Origin of the sequence: Streptomyces sp. NBC_01314 (assembly GCF_041435215.1) — a bacterium.
Lineage (GTDB): Bacteria > Actinomycetota > Actinomycetes > Streptomycetales > Streptomycetaceae > Streptomyces.
In genome coordinates this window covers 7,247,697-7,265,775 of the sequence record NZ_CP108394.1, presented here as the reverse complement: position 1 = coordinate 7,265,775, position 18,079 = coordinate 7,247,697, and the positions used below count along the sequence as shown (strand labels likewise).

Annotated in this window: 16 protein-coding genes; 4 read left to right on the top strand and 12 right to left on the bottom strand. The window is 71.0% G+C overall.

All coding sequences use genetic code 11. From position 1 onward, the window contains the following. Positions 1-13 precede the first annotated feature (13 nt). The 9 genes from OG622_RS32095 to OG622_RS32055 all read right to left on the bottom strand — a co-directional run bounded on the left by OG622_RS32095 (position 14) and on the right by OG622_RS32055 (position 8,836). Positions 14-1,114, bottom strand: coding sequence for a transketolase family protein (locus tag OG622_RS32095; protein ID WP_371580106.1), 1,101 nt, complete (start codon positions 1,112-1,114; stop codon positions 14-16). Continuing rightward, positions 1,111-1,944, bottom strand: a complete 834-nt coding sequence (locus tag OG622_RS32090) for a thiamine pyrophosphate-dependent enzyme (RefSeq protein ID WP_371580105.1) — start codon at positions 1,942-1,944, stop codon at positions 1,111-1,113. The genes OG622_RS32095 and OG622_RS32090 overlap by 4 nt, the downstream gene beginning before the upstream one ends. After that, the gene (locus OG622_RS32085) at positions 1,941-3,917 is read right to left on the bottom strand and encodes a M20/M25/M40 family metallo-hydrolase (RefSeq protein ID WP_371580103.1); all 1,977 of its coding nucleotides are present in this window, start codon (positions 3,915-3,917) and stop codon (positions 1,941-1,943) included. The genes OG622_RS32090 and OG622_RS32085 overlap by 4 nt, the downstream gene beginning before the upstream one ends. Next, positions 3,914-4,987, bottom strand: a complete 1,074-nt coding sequence (argC, locus tag OG622_RS32080; RefSeq protein WP_371580102.1) for an N-acetyl-gamma-glutamyl-phosphate reductase — start codon at positions 4,985-4,987, stop codon at positions 3,914-3,916. Before argC ends, OG622_RS32085 begins: the two co-directional genes overlap by 4 nt. Next, positions 4,980-6,299: a DegT/DnrJ/EryC1/StrS family aminotransferase gene (locus tag OG622_RS32075; protein WP_371580101.1), complete on the bottom strand. Its 1,320-nt coding sequence runs from the start codon at positions 6,297-6,299 to the stop codon at positions 4,980-4,982. Before OG622_RS32075 ends, argC begins: the two co-directional genes overlap by 8 nt. Further along, positions 6,296-6,964, bottom strand: coding sequence for a degT/DnrJ/EryC1/StrS aminotransferase (locus OG622_RS32070; RefSeq protein ID WP_371580100.1), 669 nt, complete (start codon positions 6,962-6,964; stop codon positions 6,296-6,298). The genes OG622_RS32075 and OG622_RS32070 overlap by 4 nt, the downstream gene beginning before the upstream one ends. Before the next feature lie 337 nt (positions 6,965-7,301). After that, entirely contained in the window at positions 7,302-8,177 is an 876-nt protein-coding gene (locus OG622_RS32065; RefSeq protein ID WP_371580099.1) for a RimK family alpha-L-glutamate ligase, read from the bottom strand. Next, entirely contained in the window at positions 8,174-8,362 is a 189-nt protein-coding gene (locus tag OG622_RS32060) for a lysine biosynthesis protein LysW (RefSeq protein WP_371580098.1), read from the bottom strand. The genes OG622_RS32065 and OG622_RS32060 overlap by 4 nt, the downstream gene beginning before the upstream one ends. A gap of 336 nt (positions 8,363-8,698) precedes the next feature. Further along, entirely contained in the window at positions 8,699-8,836 is a 138-nt protein-coding gene (locus tag OG622_RS32055; RefSeq protein WP_371580096.1) for a hypothetical protein, read from the bottom strand. 149 nt (positions 8,837-8,985) lie between these two features. Here OG622_RS32055 and OG622_RS32050 point away from each other — a divergent pair, with 149 nt between their 5' ends. Beyond that, positions 8,986-10,002: a LuxR C-terminal-related transcriptional regulator gene (locus OG622_RS32050; RefSeq protein WP_371580095.1), complete on the top strand. Its 1,017-nt coding sequence runs from the start codon at positions 8,986-8,988 to the stop codon at positions 10,000-10,002. A 60-nt stretch (positions 10,003-10,062) separates the two neighbouring features. Here OG622_RS32050 and OG622_RS32045 read toward each other — a convergent pair whose 3' ends face one another. Both OG622_RS32045 and OG622_RS32040 read right to left on the bottom strand, forming a co-directional pair. Next, positions 10,063-11,175, bottom strand: a complete 1,113-nt coding sequence (locus tag OG622_RS32045; protein WP_371580094.1) for an esterase-like activity of phytase family protein — start codon at positions 11,173-11,175, stop codon at positions 10,063-10,065. Between the two features lie 60 nt (positions 11,176-11,235). Then, on the bottom strand, positions 11,236-12,225 hold the full coding sequence (locus OG622_RS32040; protein WP_371580093.1) for a serine hydrolase: 990 nt from the start codon (positions 12,223-12,225) through the stop codon (positions 11,236-11,238). Between the two features lie 288 nt (positions 12,226-12,513). On the opposite strand from OG622_RS32040, the gene OG622_RS32035 reads away from it, so the two are divergent. After that, positions 12,514-12,879 carry a DUF4180 domain-containing protein gene (locus OG622_RS32035; protein WP_371584290.1) on the top strand — a complete coding sequence of 122 codons (366 nt, stop codon included), beginning with the start codon at positions 12,514-12,516 and terminating at the stop codon, positions 12,877-12,879. Here OG622_RS32035 and OG622_RS32030 read toward each other — a convergent pair. Then, positions 12,825-14,246, bottom strand: coding sequence for a phosphatase PAP2 family protein (locus OG622_RS32030; RefSeq protein WP_371580092.1), 1,422 nt, complete (start codon positions 14,244-14,246; stop codon positions 12,825-12,827). The two genes, OG622_RS32035 and OG622_RS32030, sit on opposite strands and share 55 nt — an antisense overlap. 497 nt (positions 14,247-14,743) lie before the next feature. On the opposite strand from OG622_RS32030, the gene OG622_RS32025 reads away from it, so the two are divergent. Together OG622_RS32025 and OG622_RS32020 are read left to right on the top strand one after the other, a co-directional pair. Beyond that, positions 14,744-15,550 carry an endonuclease I family protein gene (locus OG622_RS32025; protein ID WP_371580091.1) on the top strand — a complete coding sequence of 269 codons (807 nt, stop codon included), beginning with the start codon at positions 14,744-14,746 and terminating at the stop codon, positions 15,548-15,550. Positions 15,551-15,753: 203 nt separating this feature from the next. Next, a complete protein-coding gene (locus tag OG622_RS32020) occupies positions 15,754-18,006 on the top strand; it encodes an ArnT family glycosyltransferase (protein ID WP_371580090.1) in 2,253 nt (750 codons plus the stop codon). Positions 18,007-18,079: the final 73 nt, after the last annotated feature.

Below are 18,079 nucleotides of genomic sequence, written 5' to 3'. Positions count from 1 at the left end.
CTGGTGGGTGTGATCAGTTCGTGGGGTGGCCGGCGGCGGCCGTCGACGTCGTCGACGCGCGGCCCAGTGCGTCCAGTACGGCGGGCAGGTCCAGGCCCAGCGCGGCCATGACCTCCTCGTGGTCGCCGCCCTGCGAGGGCCAGCTCCGGTCGGCGCTCACCGACGTGACCCGGCAGTCGGGCAGCAGCAGGGCCAGCGCTTCGGCGACCCCGCCCTGGCCCCGGTGCTCCTCGACCACCACGAACCGGCAGTGGTGGCGGGCGAGTTCGGCCGCGGCTTCGGTCAGGTGCTCGTGGTCCAGGTACACCAGGTGCGCGTGGGCGGTGCCGGGCACGGCCCGCCGGGCGGCGAGGGCGAGCCGGGTGCCCTCCTCGCCGACGGAGACGAGGCACACGTCCTCGGGTCCGGCCCTGAACTCCCAGTTGACGAGCGGGAGTTCGTCACCGAGCACCGGGAGGGAGCCGTACGTGGCGTTGCGTCCCGTACGGATGTAGTGCGGGCGCCCGGAGCGGACCGCCTCCCGTACGACCGCGCGCATCTCGGCGTCGCCGTACGGCGCCGCGATGGTCACGCCCGGCACGCTGCGCAGGATCGCCAGGTCCTCCAGGCAGTGGTGGGTGGTCCCGAACCAGGCGCCGGAGACACCGGCGTACGGCGCGACGACCGTGACCCCGGCGGCCAGGTAGCCGAGGGTCAGCTTCAGGCTCTCGGCGGCGCGCAGGGCGGCGAACGGGGCGAAGGTGCTGACGAACGGCTTGTGACCGCCGGCCGCAAGACCCGCGGCCATGTCCACCATGGCCCCCTCGGCGATCCCGAGGTTGAGGAAACGCTCCGGGTGGGCGGCCTGGAAGGGGTGTCCCTTGCCGCCCAGATCCGCCTCCAGGCAGACGATCGTGTCGTCGGAGGCGGCGAGCCGGGTCAGCTCGTCCCGGTAGGCGTCACGACCGGAGAGGGTCACCGGTCGCTGGTCGGTGGGGGGCACGGGCGGCACGGAGGCCACCTGGCCCTGGTCGGTGGGGAGCGTAGGCGGCACGGAGGCCACCGGCTGCTGGTCGGTGAGGGGCGCGGGCGGAACCGAGGCCACAACCCCGGGCCGCTCGTCTGTGAGGCTCATCGGATCGCTCGCTTCCACTTGGCGGCGCGCGCCTCGTCGATGGTCACGTAGTGGCTGCCGGCCTTGCCCTCGACGGCTCGGACGCCCTTGCCCTTGACGGTGTCGGCGATGACGGCGAGGGGGCGGCGGGTGGCCGAGCGGTCCTCGGCGAACAGGCCGGTCAGGGCCGCCAGGTCGTGGCCGTCCGCCTCCGTGACGTCGAACCCGAACGCGGCGAACCGGTCGGCGAGCCGGGGCAGCGGGGAGATGTCGGCGACCATGCCGTCGTTCTGGCCGCCGTTGCGGTCGACGACGAGCACGAAGTTGCCCAGTCGCTGCGCGGCGGCGACCTGGCAGGTCTCCCAGACCAGGCCCTCCTGCAGCTCACCGTCCCCGGCGACCGCGATGCCCAGCCCGTGCCGCCCCCGCAGCCGCTGGGACAGCGCCCACCCGGCGGCGTACGGGACACCGTGGCCGAGGCTGCCGGTGGGGAAGCGGACGCCGGGCACCTTGGGACCGGGATGGCCGGTGTAGGGGTGGCCGGCGAGGCCGTACAGCGGGGCCGGGTTCTCCGGCAGGACCCCGCTGACGTGCAGGGCCGCGTAGAGCCCGGCGGCGGCGTGGCCCTTGCTGAGCACGACCTCGGTGCCGTCGCCGGCCGAGGCGCGGTGCAGCGCGGCGATCAGGATGTCGAGGACGGAGAGGCTGCCGCCCAGGTGGCAGCCGCGCGGGCTCGCCGCCATGTCGACCACCAGCCGGCGGGCCGCGACGGCTCGTGCGGCGAGGGTGGCCGCCAGGTCGGCCGGGTCGGCGTCCCCGACCCGGGGTTCTTCGAGTACGGCCGTGGTCATCGCCGGCTCCCCTCGGACAGGGCGAACCACCGGTGGACCGCGTCGGCGAGCAGGGTGCGGGCGGTGCGGTACTCCATGGGATCGATGCGTTCCTCGTCGGTGTGGTCGAGCGCGGAGTCGCCGGGCCCGTAGGCCACCATCGGGACGTCGTGCCAGGTGGTGGCCAGCGTGTTCATGTCGGACGTGCCCTTCTTCACCACGAAGCGGGGCCTGATCCCGGCCTGTGCGAAGGCCCGGGTGAAGACCTTGACCAGGGCACTGGAGCGGCCTCCGGCGTGCCCGGGGGTGGCCCTCAGCACGTCGACGCGGACGTCGTCGCGGACGTGGCCCAGCGCGGCGGTCGTGAGCGCCTCGACGTCGACCCTGGGCGGCACCCGGAAGTTGAGGATCCCGGTGGCCGTGCTGCGCTCCCGTCCGTTCTCCACCCGGACGTCGATGACCGCGCTGAGCGCGTCCGGCGCCTGGGCGAGCACCGCCGCCCGGATGCGGCCGAGGACGTCGATCAGGTGGTCCGGCGCGGACACGGCGTCCATCCCGGCGGAGTGGCCGCTGGGCACGGACGCGGTCACCCGGAGCTTGAACAGTCCGAAGTAGCCGAGGGTCAGGGTCCCGGAGCCGCTGGGCTCGCCGATGACGACGGCGTCGGCGGGGTACCGGTCGCGGACGTGGAAGGCGCCCTTGGAGGACGAGATCTCCTCCTCGACCGCGCCGACCACGCGGAGTTGGCCGTCCTCGGGGATGTCCGCGTGGGCGAGCACCTCCAGGAAGTTCGCGAGGCTGCCCTTGGCGTCGACGCTCCCCCGCGCCCACAGCTCGCCGTCGCGCCACTCGGCCGGCCAGTGGTGCGGGACCGTGTCGAGGTGGCCGAGGAGCAGCAGCCGCCGGGGCCCGTCGCCGCGCGTGGCGACGAGGTTGCCCGCCTCGTCCACATGGGCGTCGATGCCGCGCTCCCGGCACCACTCGGCGAGGTACACGGCGAGTTCGGCCTCGTCCCGCGACACCGACGGCACGCACACGACCCGGGTGAGCAGCCCGAGATCGGCCGCCGGCTCCTTCGTACGCCAGAACCGGGTCCAGCCGGACGGCTCGCTCATCGTGTGCGGGCCGGTGATGGCGACGTCCGCGCCGCTGTCCCGCATGGCGATCTCGGCGGCCCGCACCTTCTGCCGCATCCTGCCGCCCGCGTACTTCGCGCCCTCGCCCGGATAGGCGTCGTACAGCGTCGAGCCGGGGACGGCCGGGTCGGTGAGCAGTCCGGCGGTGCCGGTGACCAGCCGCAGATGGTCGGCGCCGAGCGCGCCGGTCAGCACGGCGGCGAGCACGTCGGCGTCCACGTTCAGCGGTGCCCCGCCGGCCGGGTCGGCGACCGGCGGCGACAGACAGACGACGTCGTACGCCTCCAGCAGCGCGGTCAGCCCGTCGACGTCGACCCCCGTCGGCACACCGGCCCGGTGATCACGTACGACGAGGGTGCGCCCCTCGCCGGACACCGCCTTCAGCGGCCGGTTGGCCCTGCCGGTGACGAGTCCGCCGCGCGCGGCGACGGAGGTGAACACGCTCAGACCGAGCGCCCGCAGCTCCCGTTCCACGGCGGGCAGGGTCACCCGCTCGTAGGCGTCGACCAGGTGTGTCATCTCCTCCGGCGGGCAGTACCGCACCGAGTCGCCGTTGGTCAGCCGCAGGTGGGGCATGGGCCGTCCGACGGCCGCGTAGTGCCGCTCGATGCCGGTGGCCCCGCCCGCGACCAGCAGCACCCGGGCGCCACGGGCCACCAGGTCCGCGAGTTCCTTGTGGATGGTCCCGCGATCGAGGGTGGCGCTGCCGGCCTTGACCACGTAGAGGGGGCGGGTGGGCTTGATGACGGGCCGGGTCTGCGCGGAGGTGTCCCGCGAGGCGGGAGCCGGGGCCTGAGCCGGGGCCTGGGCCGAGGACGGCGGCAGGGTCGGGGTCGGTCGTTGCATCTGCGTCGTCATGGCGACACCGCCGTGGTCGGCAGGCCGGCCGACTCCTCGAAGCCGCTGATCAGGTTCATCGCCTGGACGGCCTGTCCCGCCGCGCCCTTGATGAGGTTGTCGAGGGCGGCGACGGCGACGACCTGGCCGCCCTGGACCGCGATGGCGACCTCGGCGACGTTCGAGCCGACGACCGCCTTGAGCATCGGGAAGTCCTGCGGGGCCTTGGGCGCCGGGCGGACCCGCACGAAGGGCTTGCCGACGTACGCCTTGGCGTAGGCCCGCTTGACGTCCAACGAGGTGACGCCGTCGCGGAGTTCGGCGTACGCGGTGACCAGGATGCCCCGGGCCACGTCCAGGCTGTGGGTGGAGAACCTCAGGTCCACGGCCGCGCCGGTGAAGTCGGCGATGGCCTGCCGGACCTCGGGCGCGTGCCGGTGCCCGTACAGCTTGTGCACCCGGAAGTTGCCGGTGCGCTCGGCGGGAGGCTCGTTGCTGCCCCGGCCGCCGCCGGTGGAACCGGTCTTGGCGTCGACGACGACCCGGTCGGTGGCCAGCGGCTCGGCCCCGGCGAACAGGGGGTACAGGGCGTAGATCGTCGTGACGGCCATGCAGCCGGGCAGGTTCACGAACCGCCCGGTCGGCACCTCGGTGCTCAACTCCGGTACGTAGTACGCGAAGTGCTCCAGCGGCGGGTGCTCGGCGGTCTTCGGGTAGTGGGCCCGCACCTCGTCCTCGGCCCGCAGCCGGAAGTCACCGCCCAGGTTCAGCACCCGCTTGGCCTGTGACGCGATCAGCGGCAGCCGCTCGGGCAGCGCGCCGGTGGGCAGGCAGCCGAAGGCGACGTCGACGGGGTCGATCTCCGCCAGCTCGGCCAGCGGCCGGAACTTCAGCCCGCCCGCCTTCGGATGGTTGCGCAGCCACGGGTGAACGCTGCCGATGGCGGCACCGGCGGCCCGCTCGGCGGACAGGAAGGCGAGTTCGACGTGCGGATGCTCAAGGAGCAGCCGGATGACCTCGCCCCCGGTGTACCCGCTGGCGCCGACGACGGCGACGCGGATCCTGTCGTGTGTGAGTCCGGTGTCAGCCAAGGCGGGCCGCCTTCTCGTACGGCCGCACGTACTCGCGGTCCTCGACGAGCTTGCGGATGGCGTCGGGGCGCCGGGCGACCTTGCGGAAGGCGTCGGCGTAGCGCAGGATCCGCTCGTACTCGACCGGGGAGCGCAGCTCGCGGCAGAGGACGAGGGTGGAGTCGAGCATGCCGAGCGTGACGGGGAAGTCCTCGGGCCGGTGGTCGCGCACGGCGCCCGGGTTGAGGCTGAACGGATAGCCGTTCCCGAAGCCGTCCCGGTGCTGGAAGGGCAGATGGCACGGGATGGGTGTGTTCTGCCACTCGCGCGCCGGCACCCCCTCGGCGACCAGCAGCTCGTGCACGGCCTCCTTGACGGCGTACACGGGCAGGTCGTCAAGCCCGACGGCCTCCGGGTGCAGGGTGATCCGGTACATGTTGTACGCGTGGACGTGCCCGGCCGGCACGTGCGGCGGAGTGAACAGCCCGGTCCCGCGGAGGGCCTCCCCCAGCAGTGCGGCGTTACGGGCCCGGATCTCGTCGTAGTACGGCAGCCGCTTGAGCTGGCTGCTGCCGAAGGCCGCGGCGACCCAGGACATCCCGTAGTCGATGCCGTGCCGGGCGAGGTAGGAGACGGCCCGCTCGTACGACTCCTCCTGGGCGAAGAAGGCGATGCCGCCCTCTCCGCCGAGCGGGAAGTTCTTGTCGGCCATCAGGCTCTGCCCGGCCGCGTCGCCGAGGGATCCGGCGACCCGGTCGCCGATCTTCGCGGAGTGGGCGTGGGAGGCGTCCTCGACGAGGGCGATGCCGTGCCGGTCGGCGAGGGCGCGCAGGGCGGGCACGTCGGCGGGCAGACCGTGGACGTGCACGGGCATGAGCGCCCGGGTCCGCTCGGTGACCGCGGCGGCCGCGGCGGCCGGGTCCATGCAGTAGGTGACCGGGTCGACGTCGACGAACACGGGAATGGCGTGGGCCGCGACGACCGCCTGCGCGGTGGCGATGAACGTGAACGCCGGCACGATGACCTCGTCGCCCGGCCGCACCCCGGCGCCCACGAGCGCCATGTGCAGACTGGACGTACCGCTGGCCGTGGGCAGCGCGAACCCGGCGCCCACGTATGCCCGGTAGGCCTCGGCGAAGTCGGCGACGACCTTCTCGGGCGTCTGCCGCTGGGCGAGCATCAGGTTGAACACGTCTTCCTTGGTGATGACGGGGAAGAGCGTGCGGCGCATGGCCTTGGGGATGATCTCAGCGCCCCCCAGGGCGGCGAGTTCGTCGTCGAGGTCCGCCGGATTCGGCAGCGGCAACGGCGAGTTCGGAAAGTCGGTGATCATGACTGGGTCGCTCCGGAGGTCACGGCGGGCCGGTGCTGTGCCGCCTGGGTCTGTGCCGCCTGGGTCTGTGCCTGGGTCAGGGCCATCCGCACACAGGCGGCGACCAGCGGGCTGAGCCGGTAGTTGAACTGCACGCCGGGCACGAGGTCGGCGTCCGCCTCCTCCTGCGTCCACATCGTCCGCAGGTCGTAGGCGCCGAAGATCTTCAGCCGCTCGGCGCGGGCCCACAGACGCGGGTCGTCGGTGAGCACGGCGGCGGCCGGGCCGAAGCCGAGGCCCGTCAGGTCCACGACCAGCGCCGGCGCGGTGGCCCCCGCGGCCAGCTCGCCGAGCCGGTCGGCGTTGGCCGGGTCCAGCGCGATGTGGTCGTACGCGGCGGGCCCGTCGTACGCCGTGACGTGCACGCCGAGCCAGGCCAGGAACGCGGCGGTCTCCGCGTCCGGCTCCGCCAGGGCGACGCTGTCCCCGTGGCCGATCCCCTGACCGGCCAACGCGGCATGTATCGCCCCGGTACGGCTGTTGAGCAGAACGGCTTTGCTCCGCCTCGTCTTCTTCGTCAGCAGTCGTTCCAGACCGGGCAGCTCCCGGTCACTCTTCTCGATACTCATCACCACGCCGGAGGTGAGGACGCGGGTGAGCACGGTGGCGGTGTCGAACAGTTCCATGGGGTGCAGGGCCTTCTTTCCGTGCAGATGGGAAGGGTTCGGCAGCGGGTGCGGGTGAGTGGGGGGCTGGTCGCGCAGTTCCCCGCGCCCCTGAAAAAGCAGGGGCTGCGCCCCGTGCTTCTTCAGCCCGCAAGGGCCGTAGGCCCTTAGGGGCGCGGGGAACTGCGCGACCAGCCCCCCACCGGACCCGCGGATGGGGGTCGCAGGGGCGCAGCCCCTCGGGGATGGGGGGTCGCAGGGGCGCAGCCCTTCGATGGGGGCACCTCCCGCTCGAGCGAAGCCGAGAGTGGGGGAGGGACGGGTAGGGGCGGCGGGGGCGAGCAAAAACGCCCGCCGGCTAGACGGTCGCGGTCACCGACAACTGCTCGGCCACGAATTCCGCGTACAGCCCCGCCACATCCACCCCATGCGTCGCGGACGACTTGGCGAACTCAGGATTGGCGTTCACCTCAAGGACCAGCAGCTCCCCGGCGGCCCGGTCCTCCACCAGGTCCACCCCGTAGAACCCGGGCCCCAGCACATCCACCACCTGCTGACACAACTTGTCGATCTCGGCGGTCACTTCGACCCGCTGAACACGAGCCCCGAGATGCGTGTTCGTCCGCCAGTCGTCCGACACCCGCTGAATCGCCACCACAGGAGTCCGTCCGACGACCACGACCCGCAGATCGTGCCCCGGCTTGTCGACGTACGCCTGCACGACCACGGGAAACAGCTTCCCGGTCGCGTCCGCGGACTCCCGCCCGCCGGCCCACGCCTCGACACACTCCGCGTTGGCCATCTTGGTGACCCCCCGCCCCCACGACCCGCTCACGGGTTTGACGACGGCCGGCATTCCCAACTCGCCTACGGCCGAACGCACTTGGTCGTAGCTGAAGGCATGCCGGGTGACCGGATGCGGGATGTCGTGGCGTGCGAACAGCAGCGACTGCAGTCCCTTGTCGTTGCACGCCTCGATGACGGAGGACCGGTTGAGGGTGGTCACCCCGGCGTATTCCAGCCGCCGGGAGACGTTGATGGCGTCCCGGTGGGACAGGTTGCGGATCACGGCGAGAGCGGGTGGGCCGCCGGTGCGGCCCGCCACGACCTCCGCCAGATCTTCCATCAGCAACGGCCGGGCCGTCAGTCCCTCGGCCCGCAGCGCCCCGAGGAGCAGTTTCTCCTCGGGACGCAGCATCGTCACCGAGAGCAGGACCTGATCGGCGGTCGTCACTCGCCCCAGTCCTCTTCCACCTCGGGGGCGAGATCGAGACGCGCGCCGGTGGCGGACTTCTCGACCACCTCGTGCTCCTGCCCGCAGGCCGCGCACTCGGTGATCTCCCCCTTTTCCCAGTCCTCCTGGACCTCGAATTCGGTGTCGCACACCAAGCACTTCGGTGCGGCAATGGCGGTGGTCATTTCCTCGGTCTCCCTCATTGGTTTAAAATGAAACCGACTGCCGGAGGAACCCATGAACCGGCAGGCCGAATTCACCGGACATCGAATGGACATCGATCCGGGCGGACGGGTCCCCGTCAACCGCTTTCTTTGCGAACTCATACGCGTGAACCACGACCTGACGACTGTCAGTCACGACCCCCCGGGGCGCGAACACCGCGTGCGCATCGGGTCGGCGCAGCGTGAGCGTCACACGCCCGCCACGCGATCGTCATGCGGTCGTCATGTGAGCGCGCTACTGGATCTACGCGCGTTTTACGTGGGCCTTACCCGCGTTGACGCGGTCGGCGCCACGGTTCAGGGCCAGCCGGGGTCGCCCGGGGCGTTGGACGCCTGGGCGTTGGCGACCGTGGTGCGGTCGGCCGTCTCGGCGGCGGCAGAAAGAGTCAGCACCGCGGCGGCGACAAAAGCGAGCGCCCCGGCAAGTCTGCGCATGTACTTCATTTCCCGTACCCCCCAGAAGAATTCTCGGACTTGCGGCTCTCCGCCGCTGCCCACATGAAGAGCATGCCGTGGGCTGCCGGTTGCCGGAAGCGATTGAAGGGGTCATGATCGTGCACTGCAGGAATCTGAAGGGGGCGGGCATGTGCGGAGAGTCGGACATACGCGGGGGCGCCGAGACCCATGCGGAGGTGTGCGCTGAGGGCATCGAGTTCTATCGCACCGCGCTGCTGGCGGGAAGGGCCCCGCGCGCGGAGGCGCCCGGCTGTGTGAGCGCGTTCGGGCTCGTGGCGCCCGCGGTGGACGACCCGGAGGCGTTGGTGCCGATCCCGCCCTCGGTGGCGACCGCGGCGCTGTCCCACCCGATGGAACGGCTGATCCTGGAACAGCAGCAGGCCCTGGCCGCCGTACGGGCGTCGATGTCGCAGGCGGAGAGCGTCTACCGCACCGCCCGCCGCAAGGAGAACGAGTCCTCCCAGCGCCTCACGCCCGCGCCGGCGATCACCGCCGCGCTGGACGAGGCGATCCAGGGCACGAGGAACGAGCTGCTGACCGCGCACCCCGGCGGCCGGCGCCCCGAGGAGGTTCTGGTCAAGGCGCTGCCGCGCACGCTGGAGGCGCATCGCAAGGGCGTCAAGCAGCGCACGCTCTACCAGCACACCGTCCGCGCCCACGGCCCGACCCTCGACTACATCAAGCAGGTCACCGACCTGGGCGTCGAGGTGCGTACGGTCGACGAGGTCTTCGACCGGATGATCATCTGCGACCGGTCCGTGGCGTTCATCCCGGACATGGGCAAGGACCACGGCACCCACGCCCTCAAGGTCACCGACCCCGGCGTGGTGCACTTCCTGGTCTCCGCCTTCGAGTACGCCTGGGAGCGGGCGAAGCCGGTCGTCTACGAGCACGACCAGCAGCGCCCCCCGCTGCTCACCGACGAGACCCGGCTGCATGTGCTGCGCCTCATGGTCGACGGCTACACCGACGCCGCCATCGCCGGCCGGCTGGGCATCAGCGCCCGTACCGTCGCCAGCCACCTCAAGAAGGTCGGCGATCTGCTCGGCAGCAACAGCCGCGCCCAGCTCGCCTATCTCACCGCCAAGAGCGGCCTGTTGGAGGACGGGGCGGCGGCCGATTGCGACTGCGAGCAGCAGAGCTGACGCCCGCTCACCGGCGTACGGGCACGGGCGGGGCTCAGGCGGCCACGGAACCGGAGCGGTTCAGGCCGCGCGGACCCGAAGGAAGTAGAAGCGGGTCGTCTGTACGGCGTTCTGGTTGTCGTCGCTGACCAGCACCACGTCCAGCCATCCCGGTACCGATCCCCGTCCCGGTACCGATCCCCGTCCCGGCCCCCGCCCCTCGTGCTGCTGCCCCTCGTGCTGCTGCCGCTGCCGCCCGGTGACGGCCATCCCCTCGATGTTGTCGAGCAGCGGGTTGGGCTGGGGCTGCTTGGCGGTGGCGCCGAGGGAGGGGCAGTGCACGAGGTCGGCGAGGAGGGTCTTACGGACGAGCCGTACGCCGTCACCGTCCTGTCCGGTGAGGACGTCGACGCCGCTGGTGTCGGTCGCGCGGCGTGTGTCGGCGGCGTAGAGGCGGACCGTGTTGCCGACCCCGGCGGTGAAGCCCCGCTCCAGCACCAGCAGTCGCCCGCCCGGGAGGCCCGCCACCTCGACGACGCCGAGTCCGGTGTCGGCGCGGTAGCCGTACTGGGCGGAGAGCCCGAAGTCCCGTGCGCCGCCGTGCCGTTGCCAGGTCTGGAAGCGGACGACCCCGGCCGTGTCGCCGGACAGGGAGCCTTCCATCGAGGCGAGCAGAGTGCGCCCGCCGGGCAGGAGGGTGAGCCCTTCGAAGGTCTGGTTGGCGACGGCCCGGCCGGCCGGGGCCACCTTCAGCGCGTCGGGCACGGGAAGGCCGCCAAGGAGCCGCCCCTGCCGGTCGTACCGCCGTACGGACGGCTCGGTCTCGGAGGTGACGAGCCGGGTGCCGTCGCGGTCGACGGCCAGACCTTCGGAGTCGAGCGCGGCGCCGGTCTCCGTGGCGAGCGGGACGACGCCCCTCGGCCGGAGCGTGCGGCCGTCGAGGGCGAAGAGGGAGGACCTGTCGGAGACAGCGAGGAGCGAGCCGCCGCGGTCGACGGCGAGGCCGGAGAGGTTCCCGACGAAGGTGCCCGCGTACGTCGTCTTGTCCAGGGCGTCGGAGTACGCCTCGATCGACACGGACGACGAACAGGCGTGACTCCGCGCCGAGTCGGCGTGGACGGGCCCGGCGGCGGCGAAGGTGGTGGCCGCCGCCAGGCCTGCGGTCAGGGTCGCGACGAGACTTCTGAGAGGCATGGCGTCACGGTAGGACGACGCCGGTGATCCACGGATGGCCTCGCCGTGAACGTCCGGACATCAGCCGCTGCCGGCACCGGACTCCGGCACCGGCACGGTCGCCTCCTGCGGCTGGTCGGTGGGCACGTACCGCTGCACGCTCGGCGAACCCGAGGCACTCTTCGCGACCGGCACGAGATCCTTGTGGATGACCTTGGCGACACCCTGGATGGTGTTGACCCCGTACTGCATGTCGGGGTTGCCGTGGGTGAGGACGGTGATCGTGTAGTCACGCCCGCCACCGACGAACGTGCCGACGCTGTGCACCCGCCAGCCGTGCGTGGCGCGCGACAGCCACCCGTTCTTGACGTGCACCTTCACGGTGGAGGGCGCCCCGGCGGGAGTACCCCAGCGCTGCCCGGCGACGACCTTGTTCATGAGCTTGAGGACGTAGGCGCGGGCGTTGTCGGTCAGGACGCTGTTCTTCGCGGTGAGCAGCGCGAGCAGCCGCTGCTCGTCCCGGACGGTGATCTGGGTGAGGCCCCAGTAGTTGTCCGCGCCCGGCTTGGTCTGGGTCATCTTGGCGGCGGTGAGGAACGCCTTGATCTTGGTCAGTCCGAGTTGCTTCCACAGGGTGCTGGTGGAGGCGTTGTCCGACTTGGTGATCATGGCGGTGGCGAGCTTGGTCTCACGGTCGGTGAGATACCGGTTCTTCTTCTTCGCGTCGTACAGCAGCGCGGCGAGCACGGTGACCTTCACGACGCTGGCCGAGTCGAAGGCGGTGTCGCCCCGCAGCGTGCAGGTGGTGCCGGTGACCCGGTCGTACAGCCCGACCGCCACCGTCCCCTTCCGCTTCGACAGCGCGGCTGTGATGTCCTTCTGCAGCTTCTCGGCCAGTCCGGCCTGCTTCGACGTACAGCTGACCTGCGGTGTCGGCGCCGCGGCGGCGGCCGGCGCGAACGCCGTGGCCGCCGACGACACGGCCATCCCGGCCCCGATCCCCGCAGCGACCACACGCGTCCGCCTGGACGAACGCGACACCCGGGATACCCCCGATATCCGGTGAGTCATCAAACCCTTCCCATCCCCTTGAGCGACTGGAACCCACCACTGGCGGGTTCACCTCACTTGACTCGTAAGGATGAGCGATAGTTGTACGCCAGTTCCCTTCTTCTCGGGGTCGGATAGGCGCTCATGAACACCAAGAACCCGGACAAAGCCGAGCTGCACCCCGGATCGCAGCTGCGGAACCACCTCGCGGAGGCCGGCCGGCAACTGCTCGCAGCCCCCGCGCCCGGCGAGGCGGACGGCGGCAAAGGGGACGGCGGCGCGGGGACTCGGACAGTAACCTCGACGCCCATGACCACCACCCTGCAGACGATCCACGACGTGTCCGTCCTGATGTGCGCCCCCGAGGGCGAGGCGATCGCCCGCGAGAGCGACGCTCTGGACCTCATCGGCAATGCCGGGTACCAGGGCGCCGCCTGGGTCGTCGTCCCCGTCGAGCGTTTCGACGAGGCGTTCTTCGAACTGCGCACCCGCATGGCCGGCGACATCATCCAGAAGTTCGTCCAGTACGGCGTCGGCCTCGCCGTCATCGGCGACATCTCCCGCCACACGACGGCCAGTTCGTCCCTGCGGGACTTGGTCCGCGAATGCAACCGCAACCGTCAGACGTGGTTCCTGGCCGATGTCGGCGAACTGCGGGAGCGGTTGGGGGGCTGAGGAACCCGCACCAGTTCCGGGTGCCGTTCGGGGTGGGGTTCGGAGGGCTCGGCGGGCTCGGAAGGCTCGGAGGACTCGGGGTGAGGTTCCGGGTGTGGCTCCGGGCGCGGCCCCGGCACGGACTTCGGCACCCACCGCTTGTCGACCCGTACGAAGCCGTACACCACTGACGCCATCACCAGGAGGAGGAGCGGTCCGGCAACCCACGGGTGTCGGGCCATCTCCAGCGGCAGGTGACGGTACGCCAGCAGAAGCGCGACGAACACCGTCGCGCCATAAGCGACCAGCCGAATTCCCGACCGGTCCCAGCCCCGGTCGAACGTGCGCAGGGCCGCCTCGATAGTGACCGTGAAAACAACACCGGCGATGAGATCCACGCCGTAGTGATAGCCGAATCCCAGCGTCGCGGTAAGCGTGGCGATCAGCCAGAACGTGCCCGCGTAGCGCAGAAATCGGGGGCCGCCGCGGGAATGAATGAAAATCGCGGTGGCCCACGCCGTATGCAGACTGGGCATGCAATTGCGTGGCGTGATCTCGTCGTACGGCATCGAGTGCGGGGGACCGATCGGCGGCGGCGTGTCGGGCCACAAATTGGCCAGTGCCCAGTGCTCGCCGCCGGTGCCGAAGGCGCCGGGGCCGTAGGCGAAGACCGGCCCGACCACCGGGAAGATCATATAGATGCCCGGCCCGAGGAGGCCGATCACCAGGAACGTGCGCACCAGATGGTGGCGCGGGAAGCGGCGCTCGGCGGCCACATGACGCAGCTGATAGAGCGCGACGCCGACCGCGGCCACCGCGAGCTGGATGTAGACCCAGTCGAGAAGATGCGAGCCGACCGGACCGGTGGCCCTGACCATCCGCCCCACCAGCCACGACGGGTTGCCCAGTGCGTGGTCGGCGGTCGCCAGATACGGGTCGAGCACCGACGGGCGGGTCTTGGACGTGATCAGCAGCCAGGCGTCGCCGGTCTTACGGCCGGCCACCAGCAGCAGGCCCAGCCCGACGCCCTTCAGCAGCAGCACCCGTTCGCGGCCGGTGCGGCGCGTGACGGCGATGACCGCCCAGCCCAGGATCACCCACAGCGCGCCGTTGCCGAACATCATCGGCGCGTCGAGAACCCATCTCACCAGAAAGAAGACGACGTCGATTCCGATCGCGACACCGGCCGTTATCCACCGTTGCCGCCAGGTGAGCACCACCATCGTCAGCGCCATGCTGGCGTACAGCAACGGCCCCGACTTGGGGGCGAATATCACCTCTTGCGCCTGGTTGGTGATCGGCCCCGGCAGGCCGTAGCCACGTGAGGCTATCTCCAGCGCGAGAATGAATCCGATGGCCGCGACGCTCACCGCGGCCCACAGAATCATTCTCGGTTGACGCCACGTGGTGGACGCGAACGTGCTTCGTATTCGCGGGAGCGCCCGCGAGATTATGGATATCAATTATCCGGCCGCTGTCTTGTTCGGTCGGCCAGGTCTTCTTCTGGTGGGCAGCATGACTTTCCGGTGAGTCGGGCGGGCGGGCGGACCGGACCACGACGGACGTGATCGCTGTAGGGAAGACGGTTGATCCCCCGTCGAGGTTGCTCTGCACCGGACAACTCCGCAAGGCCGCATAGAGGCCCAGCACGCCTGAATCCCCACGTCAATGGGGGTCCCCCCTTGACTCGGAGCACGGGCAGGGGAGTTGGCGCACGGGGGTTGCCCCGTTGGCCATTTCGTCACCAGATTGCCTTCCCTTCGTAACACATGGACTGACCCGTCCATGCCAATCTCTCGATTGCCCACACAGTCAACCCGCGTAGAACGAGACTCCCCTAAGCAACTCCTCGTGCTGCGCGGCCCTCTGGGAAGGGACACCCCTCATGCCCGCTGCGCGGATACGCAGTTGGAAGTCGGTCGCTCTCGCGACGTCGGCCGTGCTCGTCGGTATCGTCCTCCCGGCCGCCACGGCCTCCCCCGCCTCGGCGACGACGACCGCCTACGACACCACGTACTACGCGAACGCGATCGGCAAGACCGGTACGACCCTGAAGTCCTCCCTGCACACGATCATCAGCGCCAACGTCTCCAAGATCTCGTACTCCGCGGTCTGGAACGCGCTCAAGGTCACCGACCAGGACCCGAACAACACCAGCAACGTGCTCCTGCTGTACAGCGGTGTCTCCCGCAGCAAGTCCCTCAACGGCGGTGACGTCGGCGACTGGAACCGCGAGCACACCTGGGCCAAGTCGCACGGCGACTTCGGCGAGGTCACCGGGCCGGGCACCGACCTGCACCACCTGCGCGCCTGTGACGTCCAGGTCAACAGCACCCGCGGCAACCTCGACTTCGACAACGGCGGCAGCACCGTCACCAACGGCGGCGGCAGCACCGTCGACTCCGACTCCTTCGCGCCGCGCGCCGCGGACCGGGGTGACGTGGCCCGCATCATCCTCTACATGGCCGTGCGCTACGACGGCGGTGACGGCTTCGCCGACCTGGAGCCGAACGAGAAGGTCAACAACGGCTCCAACCCGTACATGGGCAAGCTCTCCGTCCTGAAGGCATGGAACGAGGCGGACCCGCCGAGCGCCTTCGAGGAGCGCCGCAACCAGGTCATCTACGACACCTACCAGCACAACCGCAACCCGTTCATCGACCACCCGGAGTGGGTCGAGGCGATCTGGTAGACGCCGGGCCACGGCACAGCGCCGCGCCACGAGCAGGACGTACACGGCGAACCCCCGGCCCGGCGGCCGGGGGTTCGCCGCCTTCGCGGGTACTTCCACCGGCGCGTTCACAGCGGCCCACTTTACTTCCGCCGGAGTGAACTCACAGGCCGCTGCCAGCCACACCACAGTCCGCGCCCAAGCCGTCACCGCACGGTGCAGTGGTGACATCTGCCACCGATCCGCGCCCCCACACCAGCGACAGCGCCGAGCCTGTCCCGACCCCGTCGGCGCCGGCCTCCGAGCCGCCACCGCCCGCCACGCCCGTACAGCCGCCGGAGACCGCGCCACGCTGGTCGCTCCCCGCCCTGATCGGGATCATGGTCCTCGCGGCGGCGCTGTACTCCTGGAACCTGTCCTCCTCCGGTCTGAACAGCTTCTACAGCGCTGCCGTGCTGAGCGGCACGCAGAGCTGGAAGGCGTGGTTCTTCGGCTCGCTGGACGCGGGCAACTTCCTCACCGTCGACAAGCCGCCGTTCGTGCTGATGGTGATGGGCCTGTCCTGCCGTGTCCTCGGCTTCGGGACCTGGCAGATGATGGCCCCGCTGATCGCCTCCGCGCTCGGCAGCCTCTGGATCCTGCACTCCTCGGTGAAGCGGGTCTGGGGCCACGGGGCGGCGGCCGTCGCCGCGCTCGTGCTCGCTCTCACCCCCATCACGGTCGCCATCAACCGCGACAACAACCCCGACACCCTCCTCGTCTTCCTGATGGTGGCGGGCGCGGCCCTCGCACTGCGCGCCGTGCACAACGGCAGGCTGCTGCCGCTGCTCGGCTCGGCCGCCTGCTTCGGCCTCGCCTTCAACACCAAGATGCTCCAGGGCTACATCGCCCTGCCCGCCGTCTTCGCCGTCTACCTGTACGCGGCGAACACCGGCCTGGTGAAGCGGATCACCAACCTGCTGCTCGCGGGCGTCGCCCTCGCCGCCTCCAGCTTCTGGTGGGCGGCGGCCGTCTCCCTCGTACCCGCCGACGAGCGGCCGTACATCGGCGGCTCCACGGACGGCACCGCCTGGAACCTGATCATGGGCTACAACGGCCTGGGCCGGATCCTCGGCGGCGAGGGCAACGGTGGAGGCGGGGGCGGCGGAGGCGGCGGTTTCTCCGGCACCGCGGGTCTCGGCCGGATGTTCAACGACGTCCTCGGCGGCCAGATCTCCTGGCTGCTCCCCTTCTCGGCCATCGCGCTCATCGGCGGCCTGGTGCTGTGCGGCCGCGCCCCGCGTACGGACCTCACGCGCGCCGCACTGGTGATGTGGGGCGGCTGGACCGCGCTCCACTACCTCACCTTCAGCCTCGCCGAGGGCACGATGCACCCGTACTACACGACCGCGCTCGCCCCCGGTATCGCGGCCCTCTGCGGGGGCGGCGGCGTGATGCTGCTGCGCGCCTTCCGCGCGGACAGGCGGTGGCTGTGGGTGCTGCCGGCCGCGTTCGCCGTCACCGGTGTGTGGGCGGTCGTGCTGCTGCGCCGGGCGACGGAGTGGAACACCTGGCTGTGGCCGGCCGTCGCGGTGGTCATGGTGGCCGCGGTCGTGGGCCTGGTCGTCTTCCGCTCCGGCGGCTCCGGCGTCCGCGTGCGGCTGCTGGCCGCCTCCCTCACCGCGGCGGTCGTCGCCTCGGTCGCGGGCCCGGCCGCGTACGCCGCCACCGAACTGTCCGCCACGGGCGGCGGCATGGGCGGCACCAACCCGACCGCCGGGCCCACGACGGGCAGCGGCATGGGCGGCTTCGGCGGCGGTGGTGGCGGCAACCGCGCGAGCGGCGGTCCCGGTGGCGGCGGGTTCCCGGGCGGCGGACAGAACGGCCAGGCGAACGGGCAGACCGGCGGTCAGGCCAATGGGCAGCAGCAGGGCGGCGGTCAGATGGGTACGCCCCCGAGCGGTACACCCGGCGGCACCCAGCAGAACGGGACCCAACAGGGCGGCCAGGCCGACGGCCAGGCCCCGCAGGGCGGCACGGGCGGCGGCCCCGGTGGTGGCATGGGCGGCGGCGGTGGAGGCGGCATGGGCGGCGGCGCCAGTAGCGAGCTGATCTCCTACCTGAAGAAGAACCAGGACGGCGCCAAGTGGCTGCTCGCGGTGTCGAGTTCACAGAGCGCGTCCCAGCTCATCCTCAGCAGCGGCGAGCCCGTCATCTCCATGTGGGGCTGGTCCGGCAGCGACCAGGCCATGACCCTCGCCAAGCTCAAGGAACTGGTGAAGAACGGCGAACTGCACTACATCCAGCTCGGCGGCGGGGGCGGCCGCGGCGGCGACTCCGGCCTCAGCTCCGAGGTGACCGCCTGGGTGCAGGAGAACGGCACGGCGGTGGACGCGAGCGAGTACGGCGGCAGCTCGACGTCGGACTCGGGTTCCACAACCAGTGAGAACAACCAGTCCGCGAGCGTCTACCGCCTGGACGCGTCGGACGTGAAGTAGACACCGGCCCGTACCTCACACCTCACACCTCACACGAGTACCCCTGGACGAAGTCACGTCGAAGTCACGTCCA